Source organism: Acinetobacter sp. yr461, from assembly GCF_900110445.1.
GTDB lineage: Bacteria > Pseudomonadota > Gammaproteobacteria > Pseudomonadales > Moraxellaceae > Acinetobacter > Acinetobacter calcoaceticus.
Genome location: NZ_FODU01000013.1, coordinates 26,543 through 43,577, shown reverse-complemented (window position 1 = coordinate 43,577; position 17,035 = coordinate 26,543). Strand labels below are relative to the sequence as shown.

Sequence of the window (17,035 nt, the reverse complement as noted above, 5' to 3'; positions counted from 1 at the left end):
GATGCTGCAACACATTAAATATAAAAAACTTATTGTAAGTATGTTGCTGTGTTGCAGCCAATTTGCTTTTGCGGCGCCAGTTGTAAAAGAGAAATTGTCACCTTTGCATTCGGATTCAGAAGAACCGGAACATAGTTATGCAGAGGTACCGATTGAGTCGATTCAACAGTTTGTTCAAATTTATGGAATCGTTCGAGATAATTACGTTGACGTGAAGTCCGACGATGCCTTATTTCAACAAGCTATTAAAGGGCTGGTGAGTGGGCTCGATCGTTATTCGCGTTATTTGTCGGCAGAAGAATATCGTCAATTGATTCAATATACCGAAGGTGACCTCGCCTCGGTTGATTTTGCTTTAAGCCCTGAATTGCATGTCCATAAATGGATGATTCGTGATCTTAAAACTGGTTCAGACTCATACAAATTAGGTTTGAGAAATGGTCAAGCGATTCTCAAGATTGATAATCAAGATTTAAAAAATTTAAACCAAGATCAGGTGCTTGGGCTGCTTTATGGCTCTATCGGAAGTACGCTTCAAGTACAAGCAGAAGATTTAAATGGAAACATCAACTTAGTTCGTAATAAAAAAATAGAAACCGATATAGAACCTGTAATGCTACATAATCAGGTTTTAGTGCTAAAAATTAGAGTATTCCAGCAAGACACCGCAAATGAAATTAAACGGTTAATTGAAGAAAATAGTTCACCACGTTTAAAAGCCGTTTTAATCGATTTACGAAACAATCCGGGTGGGTTGTTATCAGCAGCAGTCGAGTCGGCAGATTTATTTCTAAATAGTGGGATTATCGTTTCAACTAAAAGCCGTTCGGAAGGTAATCAGCAATTTCAGGCTCTGCCCGGCAATGAATTTCAGAATATAAAATTAGGTATATTAATAAATCATCGTTCTGCATCGGCAGCAGAAGTTTTTACCGCGGCCATGAAAGAACACCAGCGTGCTTGGGTGATAGGTGAAAAAAGTTATGGGAAAGGCGTAGTGCAGAAACTGTTTCCTTTGCCAAGTGGTGCGGCACTACAAATGACTGTCTCACACTATTACACGCCAAACGGCAATATGATTGAAGGGCAAGGTATTCAGCCTAATCAGAGCTATCCTTTGCCCCCAGAAATGAAAGAAGACGTATATTTAGATCGTGTTGCAGACTTATTTCTAAAGAAAAAATAGTCTTTTATACTTCCTCTCCTAATTCGGTATCTAAGCCAAACTTTTTCAGTCTATAGCGTAAAGAGCGGAACGTCATTCCTAGCTTTTTAGCTGCTAAGGTGCGGTTCCAATGTGTCATGTCCAACGCGTTCAGTAGAATATCTTTTTCAATATTTTCTAAGTAGCGTTCTAAGCCTTCCATTGGTAATTTTGGCCGATTCTGAGTAATCGCAGTTGATGTGTCATTCACTGGTTTAGTTGTGATTTGAGAGTTAACGCTACTGCCTCTGAGAGGAGGTGCTAAGTGTGTTAAATCAATACATTCATCATCACTTAAGGTAATAGCTCGTTCAATCATATTTCTTAATTCACGAACATTACCTGGAAAATCTTGCTGCAATAAATAAGTTTCAGCAGTAGTGGTTAATTGTTTGCTTGGAATTTCCCATTCCATACAAACCTTTTGAATAAAATGATTGGCTAATAACAAAATATCTCCACCGCGCTCACGCAGTGGCGGTAACAGGATATCCATAACATGAATACGGAAAAATAAATCCTGACGGAATTTACCTTGTCGAACTAATAAATCTAAATCTTGGTGGCTGGCGCTAATCACCCGAAAATCAACATCGATTTCCTGATCGGAACCTACTGGACGAATTTTTTTCTCTTGTACTGCCCGAAGTAGTTTGACTTGCATACTTAAAGGCAATTCGGCAATTTCATCTAAAAATAAGCTACCGCCATGAGCGGATAAAATAAGGCCTTGTTTGTCTTGGGTCGCTCCAGTAAAACTGCCTTTTTTATGTCCAAAAAGTTCACTTTCCATGAGCTCAGTTGGAATTGCTCCACAGTTAATCGCAATAAATGGACCTTCGCTGCGGTTACTCAAACGGTGAATAAGATTAGCAACAACTTCTTTACCTGTACCAGATTCCCCCGTAACAAATACAGGAGCTTGGGAACGAGCTATTTTTTTTATAGCAATACGTAGGTTTTGTATCGGTGGAGAACGTCCAATTAATAGGTCATGTTCCAGCGTTGTTTCACCAAACTCATGCTCTGGTTTTGGCTGATTTAGCGCTTTTTTTAATAACTGATCTAAATGAATTTGGTTAATAGGTTTACTTACAAAATCAAAAGCTCCCGCCTTTAATGCTGCAATTGCAATATCCATATTGCCGTACGCAGTTAGAACTGCAATTGGTGTGTGAGAATAAGTTTGAGAAACATATTTAACTAATTCTAAACCGCTACCGTCGGGTAGGTTTAAATCGGTTAAGCATGCATCGTAATGAAACTGAGTAAAGAGTTGTTTGGCCTGTTCAACCCGATAAGCAAGATGTGTTTTAATCCCCATTCGCGCAAGAGTCATTTGCATTAAAAGGCACAAATCTTCTTCATCGTCTACAAGCAAAACTAGTGGTTGCTGTTCTGCCATTTCCCCAAAAACCTAATAAAAAAATCAATATATTATTGGGCATTCCATTCGGAAGCATGCCCCTTGTTTTTGCTCTACATACGTGAGCTTTGCATGGTTTGCCTCACAAAAACTATGAGACAAGTATAATCCTAAACCAGTTCCATTAATTTCGGTACTAAAAAATGGTTTAAATAATTGAGATATATCACGTTTTGAAACACCTTCGCCGTAATCGATCACATCAATATAGATTTTATTTGTCTGTGAGTGAATGTTGATCAGAACATGGGGTGAATCGGGTGCATTATGTCGTAAAGCATTTCTGACAAGGTTAATGAGTACCTGTCTGAGTTGTTTCTCGTCAAATAATAATTTTAAGAATGAATCAGAGATTTTAAGCTGTATAGAATGTTTAACATCCGATAGATCTTCATCTAATAATGTCTTTATGAAGTCGTTTAATTCAATCTGGATTGGGTGAGTTCTTTCGCTGCTGGCAAGTCCTAATGTGTCTTGAACAATACTATCGATGCGTTTTGTTTGCTTACCAATCATATAGCGTAAAGTATTTTGCTGATCTAAATCACTATCTTTAAGTAATTCATTTGCCTGAACAATTGCTGCCAGAGGATTACGGATTTCATGTGCAATACTGGCTGAAAGTTGCCCTAAAGCAGCAAGTTTGAGTTGTTGAGCTTGCTGATTAATGTGTTGTGCATCTTGTAAAATGAGCAGCGTCAATGCTTGTTGTGGCACCAAAAGATGCTGCACTTTAATGTTAATAGAGTAAGCCGACAGCCGAGACTCAAAAATAAATCGATCACCTTCTTGTAGGTTGTCAAACTTAAGAATTTCAAATAAATCGGGGTGCCACTTAGCTAAAGGATATTTTTCACTGGCAAATTGTGGCGGAATCCCTAGCAGAGAGCAGGTAGCCGGATTACTTAGAACAATGTCATAGTTTTCATCTAGAACAAGATAACCTTCTTCAATTTGTTCCAGAATATAGCGGTTAATATTTTGTAGTTGATAGAGTTCTATTGATTGGTGGAAGGTAAGTGCCTCAAGTAATTTAAAGCGCTGAACCGCAATTTGTCCGATCCCATGCACCACAAAAAATAAGAAGGCTAATAACGCACTATTACCAATTGTATTTAGATTATTGTAGTCAAATAAACTACCGACAAAACGTTGGTAAATAACAGCAATGACCGCAAGTAATGTAATGAGTAAAGACATTCTTGCGCTGAGTAAAATTGCCGAGGTGAATATAGCAATAACATACAGCAAGCTGAGTTGTAGATTGGGTTCACCTACAGAAAATGTAAGTAAACTCAGGCAGATAACATCAACTACAAAAAATAAAATAAGCTGCTTTGCTGCCTGAGTTGCAATAAACTTAAAACACAAAAGCTGAAGAAGGCTTAATATGGAATAGCCAAGCAATGTGTAAGAATATAAAGCAGGTTGTTGTAGACTATTATCGATTTGAGCATCGGTTAAAACCAAAATAATATTGAGGCTAACCGCAATAATAAGACGATATAAACCATACCACGTGCCCAAACGAAAAATCGTATTGGACAACGATGAGTTTAAGGGGAATTGCATATAGTGTGATTATGGTTTGATCAGACCATACCGAATCGCAAGATGAGTTAGTTTAACATCACTATCGATGGCGAGTTTTTCAAAAATACGGTAGCGGTAAGTATTTACCGTTTTGACACTTACAAAAAGTTTGTCCGCAATTTCTTGAGCGCTAATACAATTTACAACCATCATTGCAACTTGCATTTCTCGTTCGGATAGAGCGTCAAAAGGTGATTGTTGTGTGTCAGACAGATAAGAGCTCGCCAACTGCTCAGCAATATCTGCACTGAAGTATTTGCCGCCTTGCATGACTTTGTTGATTGCTCGAACCATTTCTGTAATTGGAGCACCTTTAGTTATGTAGCCTTTAGCTCCTGCTTTAAGCAAAAGAGAAGGGTAAGGTTCCTCTGATAAACCACTTACAGCAATAACTTTTGTATCTGGTGCGGTTTGTAGTAAACGACGCGTTGTTTCTACGCCCCCGATGCCTGGCATGTTGACATCAAGTAGCACAACTTGAGGATGTTTCTGACGAACAATAGCAATTGCTTCTTCACCCGATTCGGCTTGTCCAATGACCTCTACATCGGCATGATCTTCTAACATACGGCAAATGCCTGTACGTACAAGTTCATGGTCATCCACAACTAAAACTGTAATCAAGAAGACCTCCTTTCTTTCAAAAAACAAGTTTTTTGTTACATAAAGCAAAATTAGCTTGCAATGGAATGACAAAATTAGCAATCCTATTCTTATATAGTGAGCGAATAGTTGTGCACAATTGTGTCGGTAAAAGCGTTATACCTTATACCTCAAATGTAAGGCATAATTATAGTAAGCGCAAATGTGTATCACCCTGAGTCGAGTATTGTGCCGTGAAAAATTCTAAAAAGTCTTTAATACATGTGCTAAGCATGTCTATTTTGCTTAGTTTGAGTTCAACAAGCTTTGCAGAACTCGTCAATAACCCGTCCTCAGGGAGTGGTGGGAGTGCAAGTTTAAATTGGTCTTCAGCTGACGCTAGTCAACTTTTGAATGATGAAGATGATGAGCCAACTATACAAGGGTCAACATCTGTAACTACAACTTTACGTGGTGGTAATGCACCGAAAGTTGTGGCATCTGCACCAAAATTTGCTCAAATCCGCGATACCTCTGGTTACAATGCTCAGCCGAGTGTAAGTGCTCGCGCTGCGTTAGTGATGGATGCGCAAACTGGTGAAGTGTTATTTAGTAAAAATACGAACGCTTCTGTGCCAATTGCATCTATTACCAAGTTAATGACAGCGGTTGTAACGGCAGATGCTCGTTTAAACATGTCAGAAGAAATTATGCTTGAGCAAATTGATTTTGCGGGGGCAAACGGTAAAAATTCAAGTTCAACACTCCGTGTTGGCGACAAGATGAACCGTGCAGAAGTGTTGTTGTTTGCTTTAATGAAGTCTGAAAATCCGGCAGCAGCGGCTTTAGCGCGTACTTATCCGGGTGGTCGTCCTGCATTCGTTGCTGCAATGAACTCTAAAGCACGTGCTTTAGGTATGAACGCAACTCATTATTATGAATCTACAGGATTAGATCCGCGTAATGTATCTTCTGCGCGTGACTTAGGAATTTTGGCGAGTACGGCATCTCAATATGGATTAATTCGTCAATTCTCAACCACACCAACTTATGATTTTAACTTGGGTTATCGCGTATTGAAATCTAACAATACCAATGCTCTAGTGCGTAATGGTGGTTGGAATATTAACTTGTCTAAAACGGGTTATATCAATGAAGCAGGTCGCTGTGTTGTGATGCATACGACAGTAAATTCGCGTCCAGCCGTGATTGTATTGCTTGGTGAGCCAAGTTCGCAAGCACGTAATAATGATGCAACTAACCTATTGAGTTGGTTAAGTAATTTACCAAAACGTATTTAATTTAATTATTCTAAAAACGCTTCTATCAAGAAGCGTTTTTTTATGACTATTAAAAAAGACATAAAAACGGCTGTGTTGAACAGCCGTTTTTATGAAAACTCAGATTTTACATGTTAGATAAAATCGAATCTTTTACTTGGCTCATTGTTGCATCAATTGACAACATGACTGCATCAGCACATTGTTTGATTGCAGTATCTGGGTCTTTCAAGCCATTACCGGTCACTGTACATACAATTACAGAACCTTCAGCAATTTTACCTGCTTTAATGTCACGAATCGCACCACCGATAGAAGCAGCAGATGCTGGCTCAACAAATACGCCTTCGTACATAGAAAGTAAGCGCTGAGCTTCTAAAATTTCGCTGTCTTGAAGTTCATCAAACCAGCCTTTAGAGTCACGTACTACCGCTTTAGCATGGTTCCAGCTTTGTGGGTTACCAATACGAATTGCAGTTGCAACTGTTTCTGGGTTTTCAACTGGAGCGCCACGTAAGAATGGAGCTGCGCCAGAAGCCTGATAACCTACCATTGTTGGTAAACCTTCAGGTTTTGGACCAGTAAACTGATCTGTTGCTGCATCATAAATAACTTGTTCAAACTGATCAGCAGGTTGATTTGCTACTGCTTCAGTATAGCCCATCCAGTGAGCTGTGATGTTACCTGCGTTACCTACAGGTAAGCAGTGATAATCAGGTGCACGGCCTAAAGCTTCAACGATCTCATAAGCAATGGTTTTTTGGCCTTGCAAACGGTAAGGGTTGATTGAGTTTACAATCGTTACAGGCGCTTGATCAGCAACTTCTTTTACAAGACGCATACCATCATCGAAGTTCCCACGGATTTGCATAGTGATCGCACCATACATCATCGCTTGCGCCATTTTACCCATCGCAATTTTGCCTTCTGGAATCAAAACAAATGCTTTGATACCTGCACGTGCAGCATAAGCGGCAGCAGCAGCAGAAGTGTTACCAGTAGATGCACAGATAATCGCTTTAGAGCCTTCTTCAACCGCTTTGGTTACAGCCATGGTCATACCACGGTCTTTAAATGAACCAGTTGGGTTTAAACCCTCATATTTCACATAAATTTCAACATCTTTGCCAATAATACGTGGAATATTCTCTAGTTTAATGAGTGGGGTGTTGCCTTCCCCCAAAGAGATAGCACGAGTAGTTGCCGAAACTGGCAAACGGTCACGATAACGATCTACAAGACCAGTATAACGATTGGCATTAGACATGATGGTGTTCCAATTAGAGGTGAAGCGGGAGAGGGAATCTTTCCCTCAACCTGATTAACTATCGAGCGATTCTAAACGAATTCTTACGATTTCGCCACGAATTGCAGGTAAGGCTTGAATTTGTGCAAGTGCCTCATCCATTTTAGATTCGACGATTGGATCGGTGAGAATCACGATTGGAATAAGGTCTTTTAAACGGGATTGTTGCATGATGGCATCAATACTAATTCCAGCACGGCTTAAGATGGTAGTAACATCTGCAAGTACGCCAGTTTGATCTTCTGCATTTAAGCGGATGTAATAACCTGTGGTCATTTCTTCACGGCTTAAAATTGGCACATTTGTTAATGCTTCAAAAGCAAGTTGAGGAATAGTTCCAGCACCATCTTCGGTATAAGAAATATCACGGACAATATCAATTACATCTGCAACAACAGCAGAAGCAGTTGGACCAGCACCAGCACCAGCGCCGTAATAGAGTGTAGGGCCTACAGCATGCGCTTGAACTAAAACGGCATTTTTAACACCATTTACGTTAGCAATAAGCTGCTCATCTGGAATGAGTGTTGGGTGAACACGTAACTCAATACCCTTTTCAGCACGACGTGCAATTCCTAGGTGTTTAATGCGGAAACCGAGATCTTCGGCATATTTCACATCTTGTGCAGTAATTTTGCTAATACCTTCGGTATAAACCTTATCAAACTGAAGAGGAATACCAAACGCACAAGACGCTAAAATGGTAAGTTTGTGCGCAGCATCGATACCTTCAACATCAAAAGTTGGATCTGCTTCTGCATAGCCAAGTTCTTGAGCTTCTTTTAGTACATCATCAAATGCACGACCTTTCTCACGCATTTCGGTCAGAATAAAGTTGCCTGTGCCGTTAATGATACCTGCCAACCATTGAATATGGTTTGCAGCAAGACCTTCACGGATGACTTTAATAATTGGAATACCGCCAGCAACTGCTGCTTCATAAGCGATTTGTACAGCATTATCTTCAGCTGCTTTAAATAGTTCGTTGCCATGTTCAGCGAGTAGAGCTTTATTTGCAGTAACGACTTGTTTGCCGTGTTTGATCGCTTCCATGATGACTTCGTAAGCAGGGTGTATACCACCCATCACTTCAACAACCATATCAACATCTGGTTGACGAACGATATCAAGTAAATCTGCGCTTTGTTTGATCCCTTCTAATTCGAGATCTGGACGAGGGCGGCGTGTTCCAACGTGGGTAATTTGAATTTCTCGACCGGTGCGACGTTTAATTTCAGCGGCATTTTCTTGTAGTAGTTTAAGGGCTCCTCCACCTACGGTTCCTAGACCGAGTATTGCCAGGCGAACTGGTTTCACGTCACACTCCATTCATCATTTAATCATTTAGTTGAAGCTAGATCATAGCTAAAAAAAACGCCAGACTCTAGCGCTTTTAGTGCCTGTTCAATGAATTAGAGTGCGATGTTTGGAAAAGAAGAGTAGATCAGTCTTTAAACACAGGTGGATAAAGTATTAATTAGTGAAAAAACAAAGCGCTGCAATAAGTGCAGCGCTTTTCTTAAGAGATAGATGATTAATCATTCATCAGTTTAAAGGATGTTATTTATCCAGACGTTTAATTAATTCATCTGGTGTTAGATATCCACCCAAGTACTCGCCATCAGCATTGTAAATAGCAGGTGTGCCATTTACACCCATATTCAAGCCAAGTTGATATTGCTCTCGAACAGGGTTTTTACATTGAGCAGGAGGGATGTTGATACCTTGTACTGCTTGATTAAAGGCAGCTTTACGATCTGAGCTACACCATACAGTTTCCATGGTTGGCATAAATTGTTCACCACGTGGCCAAGCGATATAGCGTACCTCAATACCCTTTTCATTAATTTCGGGTATGTGCTCATGTAGCTTATGGCAATAAGGACAGCTTGCATCGGTAAATACATAGATCACGTGCTTAGCCTTGCCTTTTGCAGGGTAGACAATAAGATCTTCATTTTTTAAAGCTGCAAGATGCTTTTTATTTTCTGATGCTTGAAGTGAGTCACCAATATTATGAAGCTCTTTGCCTCCTAAGCGGATAACATCACCCTGAATTAAATATTTACCATCACTGGTTGTATAAACTGATGTCATCCCTTCTAGATTTACCCAATATAAATTTGGAACTTCAGTCGGTTTGATATCTAAAATTTTGGCGCTGATATTTGCATTCTTAAATTGTTTTTGCAAAGTTTCAATCAAACGCTGCTTGGCATTACGCTCGATAATGGTTGAAGCTTCCCCTGTAGCAGGTGCAGTCGCCGTGAGCGCATCTTCTTTTTGTGGTTTGTTTTCTTTAGAACAAGCACTGAACAAAAGGCTAGATGCCAGAGTACAGGCAAGAAAAATTTGAGAGCGGGTAAAAGACATAGATAACCCTTATTTCATCAGTATTTATAGTCAGAAGTTGCTAAGCATACCAAAAAATCTAATGTGTATTGTTAAAACTTTCTTAACCTTTGTGAACGAAATCAAACGATTGATATGAAATTCTTGAGTGGAGCTTGAAAGCTTTATCATCCTCTAGGGTGATGTTTTTCATGTAATTGTTGCATTCTGACTTGTGCTACATGTGTATAGATTTGAGTCGTAGATAAATCGCTATGACCCAGTAACATTTGCACGACGCGTAAGTCTGCGCCGTGATTGAGCAGATGCGTTGCGAATGCATGGCGCAAGGTATGAGGTGAGAGTTCAGCTTGAATATTGGCTTGTAGCGCATAGCGTTTAATGGCATACCAAAAGTTTTGTCGACTCATAATCCCGCCATGTTGGGTTAAAAAGAGATAGTCAGTCGAGCTTTTATAGAGTTGAGGTCGAGCATTATTCAAATAGCGTTCTACCCACTCACAGGCAAATTGTCCTAGTGGCACCAAACGTTCTTTGTTGCCTTTACCTGTAACACGTAAATAGCCTTGTTTTAAATTAATGAGTTCCAGACGCAAGTTAAGTAATTCTGAAACACGCAAACCACATGCATAAAGTACTTCAAACATTGCTCGGTCACGTAAGCCAAGTGCTGTATTGATATCTGGTGCTTGAATTAGTGATTCGACATCTTCTTCAGATAGATCTTTAGGTAATGCTCGCCCAATTTTAGGAGAGTGGTGGGTCGCAACCGGATTGTCACTCCGTAACTTCTGTTCACGTAAAAATTTGTAAAACTGACGTAGGGCAGATAAACACCGTGCAATTGAGCGGGGACTTTTTCCTGCTTTTGTCAGTTCGATAAGAACATCGGCAATATCATCACTTGACCATTGTGGAAGAGCATTTTTTTTATGGAGTTCGCTGCATTGAATGAGGTCAGATAAATAAGCATTACGTGTATGTGGACTCACTGTCTGTGCAACGAGATAGTCGCGAAAACCTTGTAAAAAGCTTAAATGTTCTGGAATTTGAACAGGGCTTGGAATACGCGGTTTTTTATTTAACATACACTACATCCTCTAAACCTCTGTACTGTAAAAGAAACTTTAAGGTTTGTCGATTAAACTGAATAGGAAGTGAAATTTAACCTTATTTGGTAATTATTCTCATTTATATGTATACTAGAAAAAAAGGTTTAGGATCGGATGCGGTGCGTTTATCAGCTTTAAAAGTGAAGCAAGCGGCGACCATCAGCAAAGTGAATCGGATATCAGTAGAGTCCGAGCAGCAAGATTTGGTCGCAATTCGTTTGGAAAGTCTGGGCTTTGTGCCAGGCACACGAGTGGAAGTGATTACCAAGGGTATTTTTGGTGGTGATCCGATCTTGATCCAAATTGGCTTTACTCGTTTCGCTTTGCGTAAAGCAGAAGCGGACAAAATCGAAATTCAAGTAGAAGAAGGAGTACCCGCATGAGTGATGCGTTACGTATTGCCCTTGTGGGAAATCCAAACTGTGGTAAAACCTCTCTTTTTAACCATTTAACTGGAACTCGACAAAAAGTCGCAAACTATGCGGGTGTAACAGTCGAGCGTAAAGTAGGTCATTTTCAGTTACCTTCAGGGCGTGCAGTGCGTGTACTCGATTTACCGGGTACATATAGTCTAAATGCAACCAGTCCTGATGAGGTTATTACCCGTGATGTTTGCTTGGGTAAAATTGCCGAAGAAGGTCAGCAAGATGCTTTTTTATGTGTAGTCGATGCGACTAACTTAAAATTGCATTTAGGACTAGTGCTCGAAATGATCGAGCTTGGCCGTCCGATTTTACTTGTACTGAATATGATGGATGAAGCGCGTCGTCGTGGCATCCAAATTAATACTCAAAAGTTGTCTCAACGTTTGGGCGTAGCAGTCGTTGAAACAGTTGCTGTTCGTAATGCGGGTATTGAAAATTTATTACATGCCCTTGATCAAGAAAAATACAGTGTGCCACAAACCGAACTGAGTGGTTTGACTGGAACTCATCATCAAAAAATCGATATGATTTTTAAAGATGTTGTTCAATATGTCGATCAGGGAGATAAGCGTACTGATTTTCTAGATCGAATTTTCTTACACCCAGTTTTAGGCCTATTTAGTCTTGCACTCATGATGTTTATTGTGTTCCAAGCAGTTTTTGCTTGGGCAGCTCCGTTCATGGATGGCATTGAAGGCTTCTTTGGTTGGTTAGGTGAAGTAGTGGGAACTGTGATTACACAGCCACTACTGCATAGTTTAGTTGTTGACGGAATTATTGCGGGTGCAGGTGGCGTAGTGGTGTTCTTGCCACAAATTTTAATCTTGTTCTTCTTCATTTTAGTATTAGAAGAATCGGGTTATTTACCACGTGCAGCATTCTTGCTTGATAAATTAATGTTTCAAGCTGGTCTAAGCGGACGTGCTTTCATTCCTTTACTTTCAAGCTTTGCTTGTGCAGTACCGGGAATTATGGCAACCCGTAGTATTAGTGACCCTCGTGATCGTTTTACGACCATTATGGTTGCGCCTTTAATGACCTGTTCGGCACGTTTGCCCGTATATGCTTTGCTGATTGCGGCCTTTATTCCAGAGAAAATGATCTGGGGTATTTTCAACTTACAAGGTCTGGTGCTATTCGGTCTGTATATGGCTGGTATTGTGAGTGCTCTTTGTGTTTCATTTTTAATGAAGTTTTTGCAAAAAGATAAGTCACAGCATGCTTTACTGCTAGAGCTACCGAGTTATCGTTTCCCTGATTTAAAAAGTGTGGGAATTGGTTTGCTGGATCGCGCGAAGATATTCTTGAAACGTGTCGGTGGAATCATTTTTGCGCTTTCTATTTTGCTCTGGTTTTTGTGTACTTTTCCACAGCCACCAGAAGGGGCGACATTACCTGCGATAGATTATAGTTTTGCTGGTATGCTCGGACACGTTATTCAACCTGTATTTGCTCCAATTGGTTTTAACTGGCAAATCTGTATTGCTTTAATTCCAGCAATGGCAGCTCGTGAAGTTGTAGTGGCAGCATTAGGTACAGTTTATGCCTTGTCTGCAACGAGTGACGATGCTGTAGCTCAAGGTTTGTCACATCTGATTAGTGCAGATGGCTCGGGTTGGTCCTTGGCAACAGGATTATCGCTTTTAGTGTGGTTCATTTATGCTCCACATTGTTTGGCCACATTGGCAACGGTACGACGTGAAACAGGTTCATGGAAACATGTTGCTGTCATGACTGCATATCTGTTCGGCTTGGCTTATTTGGCATCGTTTGTTACCTATCAAATTGCTTCCCACTATTGGGGTTAAGGCAAGAAAGGAGGTTGTACATGATTCAATATCTGATTATTGCGGTTTTAGTGAGTTGGAGTGCTGTTGTTGTTTTTAAGAAAGTATTTCCAAAAACAGCAAATTCAGTCTTTTCTACACTCTCTTCATTTTGTGAAAAGCAGGGTTGGACAACCTTGGCAAAATGGCTTAAGCCAAAAATGACCTTTGGCTGTGCTGGCGGCTGTGGTTGCTCAAGTGAAGATAAACCTACGAATACAGTTCAAGAAATTAAGCCGATTAAATGGCAATAAATTTAGTATTTCTTGTTTCGTCTAAAAAGCCATCATATTGATGGCTTTTTTACGCACTGACACAAAAAAAGATGAATAAAGTTCAAACTGAAAAAGCATTCAAAACAGCAAAGTGCTAACATTTTTGCCATTCTGTCGATTGATAAATTGTGGGGCAAAAATGTTAATACAACGTGGTGGATTAAAAGTTGTCGCAGGCTTGGGAATATCAGGCGTTTCTGCTGTTAATTTCCTGCATGAACAAGGCTACCAAGTTGCAGTAACGGATTCTCGTCCCACACCCCCAGGCTATGACCAGATTCCAGCTGGCGTTAAAACCAGTTTCGGTCAACTTGACCAAGAATTATTATTACAAGCAGAAGAAATTATTTTAAGCCCAGGCCTTGCACCGCAATTACCAGAAATTCAGGCAGCTATTGCTCAAGGGATTTCAGTCGTAGGCGACATTCAATTATTACGCCGTGCGACCGAAGTGCCTATTGTGGCGATTACGGGTTCTAATGCGAAAAGTACAGTAACGACTTTAATTGGCTTAATGGCTAAAGATGCAGGTAAGAAAGTTGCTGTTGGTGGAAACCTTGGACGTCCAGCTCTAGACTTACTAAAAGATCAACCAGAGTTGCTTGTACTTGAGCTATCAAGTTTTCAGTTAGAAACCACATCTCATTTAAATGCTGAGGTTGCTGTGGTTCTTAACATGAGTGAAGATCACTTAGATCGTCACGGCGATATGTGGGGTTATCATCAAGCAAAACACCGTATTTTCCAAGGCGTTAAAAAAGTCATATTTAACCGTGATGATGCTTTAAGTCGTCCTCTTGTTCCAGATACAACACCAATGCAAAGCTTTGGTCTAAATGCTCCAGACTTAAATCAATATGGTGTTTTAAGAGATGGCGATGGCACGCTTTGGCTTGCGCGTGGCCTACAGCGTTTAATTAAAAGCTCAGATTTATATATTCAAGGCATGCATAACGTAGCCAATGCTTTAGCTTGTTTGGCGTTAGGTGAAGCAATTGGCTTACCTCTGGAATCTATGCTTGAAACATTAAAACAGTTTAAAGGATTAGAGCACCGCTGCGAGTTTGTCAAAACCGTACATGATGTACGTTATTACAATGACTCTAAAGGGACTAACGTTGGTGCTACACTTGCAGCAATTGATGGTTTAGGCGCTGCGATTGAGGTTAAAAAGGGTAAGGTTGCCTTGATTTTAGGTGGGCAGGGCAAAGGTCAAGATTTTGCTCCATTACGTTCTTCTATCGAAAAATATGCCAAAGTTGTGGTATTGATTGGTGAGGATGCTTCAGTCATTGAACAAGCAATTCAGGGTGCAACCAAAATTTTGCATGCAGCAACGCTCAAAGAGGCTGTAGAGCTGTGTCAACGTGAAACACAAGCTGAAGATGTAGTGTTGTTATCACCAGCCTGTGCAAGTTTTGATATGTTTAAAAGTTATAATGACCGTGGTCAGCAGTTTGTTGCCTGCGTCAATTCGTTGGTTTAAAGAAAACATGATTAGGAATGTTGTATGGCAGGCTTAGCTCAGACCACAATCCAGAAAATCAATCATTGGTATGAACGGATATTGCCTAAATGGCCAGCGGAAGTGACGCCACGTAATGTCCTGATTTTCTGTGTCGTTGCATTATTGTGTATCGGTTCAGTGATGGTCGCATCTGCTTCGATGCCCTATGCTGAATATATGCATGAAAACCCGTTTCACTATGTGATTCGTCATGGTATTTCGATTGTCGCTGCGGCTGTGGTGGCTTATTTGACCTATCGGATATCACTCAATACGTGGTTTAAAAATACTTTCCCGTTGTGGTTGTTGACCATGGTTCTTTTGCTTGCTGCTTTAGTAGTGGGTTCAGAAGTCAACGGTTCTACACGTTGGATTAAGATCGGTGGCTTTACTTTACAGCCAACCGAGGTTGCCAAAGTCATGATGGCGATCTTTACCGCAGACTACGTTGTGCGCCGTGCCAAAGAGGTTCGTACTCATTGGAAAGGCTTATTGCGTTTAAGTGGGGTTATGGCGATCACGGTCGGTTTGATTATTGCTGAGCCTGACTTAGGTGCTACCATCGTAATTGTATTGATGATGGTCGGGGTGTTCTTTTTAGCTGGTGCGCCGCCAACACAGTTCTTAATCATGCTTGGTGCAATCGTAACCGGTATTGTGTTTTTGATTTTGTTTGAGCCTTACCGTTTCCAGCGTTTGATTTCGTTTACTGATCCGTGGGCAGATCCATTAGGAGTTGGTTACCAGTTATCAAATGCGTTAATGGCCTTTGGCCGTGGTGAATGGTTTGGTACAGGCTTAGGGCACAGTGTACAAAAGCTATCTTATTTGCCGGAAGCACATACTGACTTTATGTTGGCAGTGTTAGGCGAAGAGTTCGGTTTCTTTGGTATTTCGATTGTCATTGGTTTGTCTTTCTTGATGTTGGCATGCTGTATCAAAATTGGTCATCGTGCATTGAAACATCATTACCTTCGCGCAGGTTATTTGGCGTACGGCATTAGTATTATTTTCTTGCTCCAGATCTTGGTAAATGCGGGCATGAATATGGGTTTGATGCCGACTAAAGGTTTGACTCTGCCATTTATTAGTTATGGCGGTACATCTTTAATGATGTGTGCTGCGATGATTAGTCTGATCTTAAAGATTGATGCTTCAACACAAGAAGTTAACCCAGAAAGGGAAGAATCAAACTTCTAGTTGAGTATTTAGGTATTAGAAAACCCGATTTGATATCGGGTTTTTTTTATTTATAGATAGGTTCCGCTCAGCTGCTCTACATGTGGAATTAAATCTACATTCCACTGTGCTACTGCTTGTTTAAGCATAACTTTAGGCTGGTCTAAATCAACGCTAGGTTGTCCCAGTGCTTGTATTGCTTGTTGCAGCAATTGAGGAGCTTTTGACAAATCGAGTGCTTGAGCAAGGTTTTGCTTAGAAAGCTTTTGCCCTTGATCGTTCATGGCGAGGGGTAGGTGCATATAGCTTAGTTTAGGGTAACCTAAGAGCTCACCCAGCCAGATCTGCCGTTCAGTATTATCTAATAGGTCTGCGCCTCGAACGACATGGGTGATGCCTTGCAGATAATCATCAACGACTACGGCAAGTTGATAGTTAATAATCCCGTCACGGCGTTTAAGAACAAAGTCTCCAAGGTCGTGTTGCAGATTAGAACAATGAGTTCCTTGTAGTCGGTCATCAAAACAGATCTGCTGATCTTGAACTTTTACCCGAATCGCTTGGCCTTGAAAATCAAGATTTAGATTGCGACAAGTCCCTGCATAGATTGCATTTGAACCCAGCATTTTGCGTGTACATTGACAAGCATAGATAAGACCCTCTTTTTTAAGTTGGTCTAATACGCTTTCATAAATGTCTAAACGGTTTTTTTGAAAAATGATTTCCGCATCGGGTTCGAACTGGAAGGCTTCCAGTGACGTGAGAATATGATCTTCACTGCCGGGATAAATACGAGGGATATCTGTGTCTTCGACACGAACGAGCCATGTGCCATGATGGGCCTTTGCATCACAATAACTGGCAACGGCAGTAATGAGTGATCCAAAATGCAAAGGGCCGGTTGGCGATGGCGCAAACCGGCCTGAATATGCAAAGCTAGGTTTCTCTTTAGGAGTTACCTCGGTCAT

The 17,035-nt window shown here is 40.6% G+C and carries 15 protein-coding genes; 7 read left to right on the top strand and 8 right to left on the bottom strand.

Features of this window, described 5'->3' with window-relative positions; translation table 11 throughout:
* Position 1: 1 nt before the first annotated feature.
* Positions 2–1,186 carry a S41 family peptidase gene (locus BMW38_RS15360; protein ID WP_092709625.1) on the top strand — a complete coding sequence of 395 codons (1,185 nt, stop codon included), beginning with the start codon at positions 2–4 and terminating at the stop codon, positions 1,184–1,186.
* 4 nt (positions 1,187–1,190) lie between these two features.
* On the opposite strand, the gene BMW38_RS15355 is transcribed toward BMW38_RS15360, so the two are convergent.
* Genes BMW38_RS15355 through BMW38_RS15345 form a run of 3 tightly spaced genes read right to left on the bottom strand, consistent with a single transcriptional unit; the run spans position 1,191 to position 4,847 of the window.
* The gene (locus BMW38_RS15355; RefSeq protein WP_092709622.1) at positions 1,191–2,609 is read right to left on the bottom strand and encodes a sigma-54-dependent transcriptional regulator; all 1,419 of its coding nucleotides are present in this window, start codon (positions 2,607–2,609) and stop codon (positions 1,191–1,193) included.
* A 24-nt stretch (positions 2,610–2,633) separates the two neighbouring features.
* Positions 2,634–4,202: a sensor histidine kinase gene (locus BMW38_RS15350; RefSeq protein WP_213031182.1), complete on the bottom strand. Its 1,569-nt coding sequence runs from the start codon at positions 4,200–4,202 to the stop codon at positions 2,634–2,636.
* Positions 4,203–4,211: 9 nt separating this feature from the next.
* On the bottom strand, positions 4,212–4,847 hold the full coding sequence (locus BMW38_RS15345; protein WP_003654436.1) for a response regulator transcription factor GacA: 636 nt from the start codon (positions 4,845–4,847) through the stop codon (positions 4,212–4,214).
* 212 nt (positions 4,848–5,059) lie between these two features.
* On the opposite strand from BMW38_RS15345, the gene pbpG reads away from it, so the two are divergent.
* Positions 5,060–6,106 carry a D-alanyl-D-alanine endopeptidase PBP7/8 gene (gene pbpG, locus BMW38_RS15340; protein WP_003654437.1) on the top strand — a complete coding sequence of 349 codons (1,047 nt, stop codon included), beginning with the start codon at positions 5,060–5,062 and terminating at the stop codon, positions 6,104–6,106.
* A 106-nt stretch (positions 6,107–6,212) separates the two neighbouring features.
* Here the strand turns inward: pbpG and thrC are convergent, their stop codons facing one another.
* The 4 genes from thrC to xerD all read right to left on the bottom strand — a co-directional run bounded on the left by thrC (position 6,213) and on the right by xerD (position 10,831).
* Positions 6,213–7,352 carry a threonine synthase gene (gene thrC / locus BMW38_RS15335; protein WP_003654438.1) on the bottom strand — a complete coding sequence of 380 codons (1,140 nt, stop codon included), beginning with the start codon at positions 7,350–7,352 and terminating at the stop codon, positions 6,213–6,215.
* Between the two features lie 54 nt (positions 7,353–7,406).
* Positions 7,407–8,708 carry a homoserine dehydrogenase gene (locus BMW38_RS15330; protein WP_004640662.1) on the bottom strand — a complete coding sequence of 434 codons (1,302 nt, stop codon included), beginning with the start codon at positions 8,706–8,708 and terminating at the stop codon, positions 7,407–7,409.
* Positions 8,709–8,951: 243 nt separating this feature from the next.
* Positions 8,952–9,764, bottom strand: coding sequence for a DsbC family protein (locus BMW38_RS15325; protein WP_092709619.1), 813 nt, complete (start codon positions 9,762–9,764; stop codon positions 8,952–8,954).
* Positions 9,765–9,910: 146 nt separating this feature from the next.
* Positions 9,911–10,831 carry a site-specific tyrosine recombinase XerD gene (gene xerD / locus BMW38_RS15320; RefSeq protein ID WP_004640667.1) on the bottom strand — a complete coding sequence of 307 codons (921 nt, stop codon included), beginning with the start codon at positions 10,829–10,831 and terminating at the stop codon, positions 9,911–9,913.
* A 143-nt stretch (positions 10,832–10,974) separates the two neighbouring features.
* On the opposite strand from xerD, the gene BMW38_RS15315 reads away from it, so the two are divergent.
* The 5 genes from BMW38_RS15315 to ftsW all read left to right on the top strand — a co-directional run bounded on the left by BMW38_RS15315 (position 10,975) and on the right by ftsW (position 16,088).
* Positions 10,975–11,238 carry a FeoA family protein gene (locus BMW38_RS15315; protein WP_016801736.1) on the top strand — a complete coding sequence of 88 codons (264 nt, stop codon included), beginning with the start codon at positions 10,975–10,977 and terminating at the stop codon, positions 11,236–11,238.
* Complete coding sequence (locus BMW38_RS15310; RefSeq protein WP_092709616.1) at positions 11,235–13,088, top strand: ferrous iron transporter B; 1,854 nt, start codon at positions 11,235–11,237, stop codon at positions 13,086–13,088. Before BMW38_RS15315 ends, BMW38_RS15310 begins: the two co-directional genes overlap by 4 nt.
* Positions 13,089–13,108: 20 nt before the next feature.
* On the top strand, positions 13,109–13,360 hold the full coding sequence (locus BMW38_RS15305) for a DUF6587 family protein (RefSeq protein ID WP_003654445.1): 252 nt from the start codon (positions 13,109–13,111) through the stop codon (positions 13,358–13,360).
* A 160-nt stretch (positions 13,361–13,520) separates the two neighbouring features.
* A complete protein-coding gene (gene murD, locus BMW38_RS15300) occupies positions 13,521–14,867 on the top strand; it encodes a UDP-N-acetylmuramoyl-L-alanine--D-glutamate ligase (protein ID WP_092709613.1) in 1,347 nt (448 codons plus the stop codon).
* A gap of 24 nt (positions 14,868–14,891) precedes the next feature.
* Complete coding sequence (gene ftsW / locus BMW38_RS15295; protein ID WP_004795141.1) at positions 14,892–16,088, top strand: putative lipid II flippase FtsW; 1,197 nt, start codon at positions 14,892–14,894, stop codon at positions 16,086–16,088.
* A 50-nt stretch (positions 16,089–16,138) separates the two neighbouring features.
* On the opposite strand, the gene gluQRS is transcribed toward ftsW, so the two are convergent.
* Positions 16,139–17,035, bottom strand: a complete 897-nt coding sequence (gene gluQRS / locus BMW38_RS15290) for a tRNA glutamyl-Q(34) synthetase GluQRS (RefSeq protein WP_092709610.1) — start codon at positions 17,033–17,035, stop codon at positions 16,139–16,141.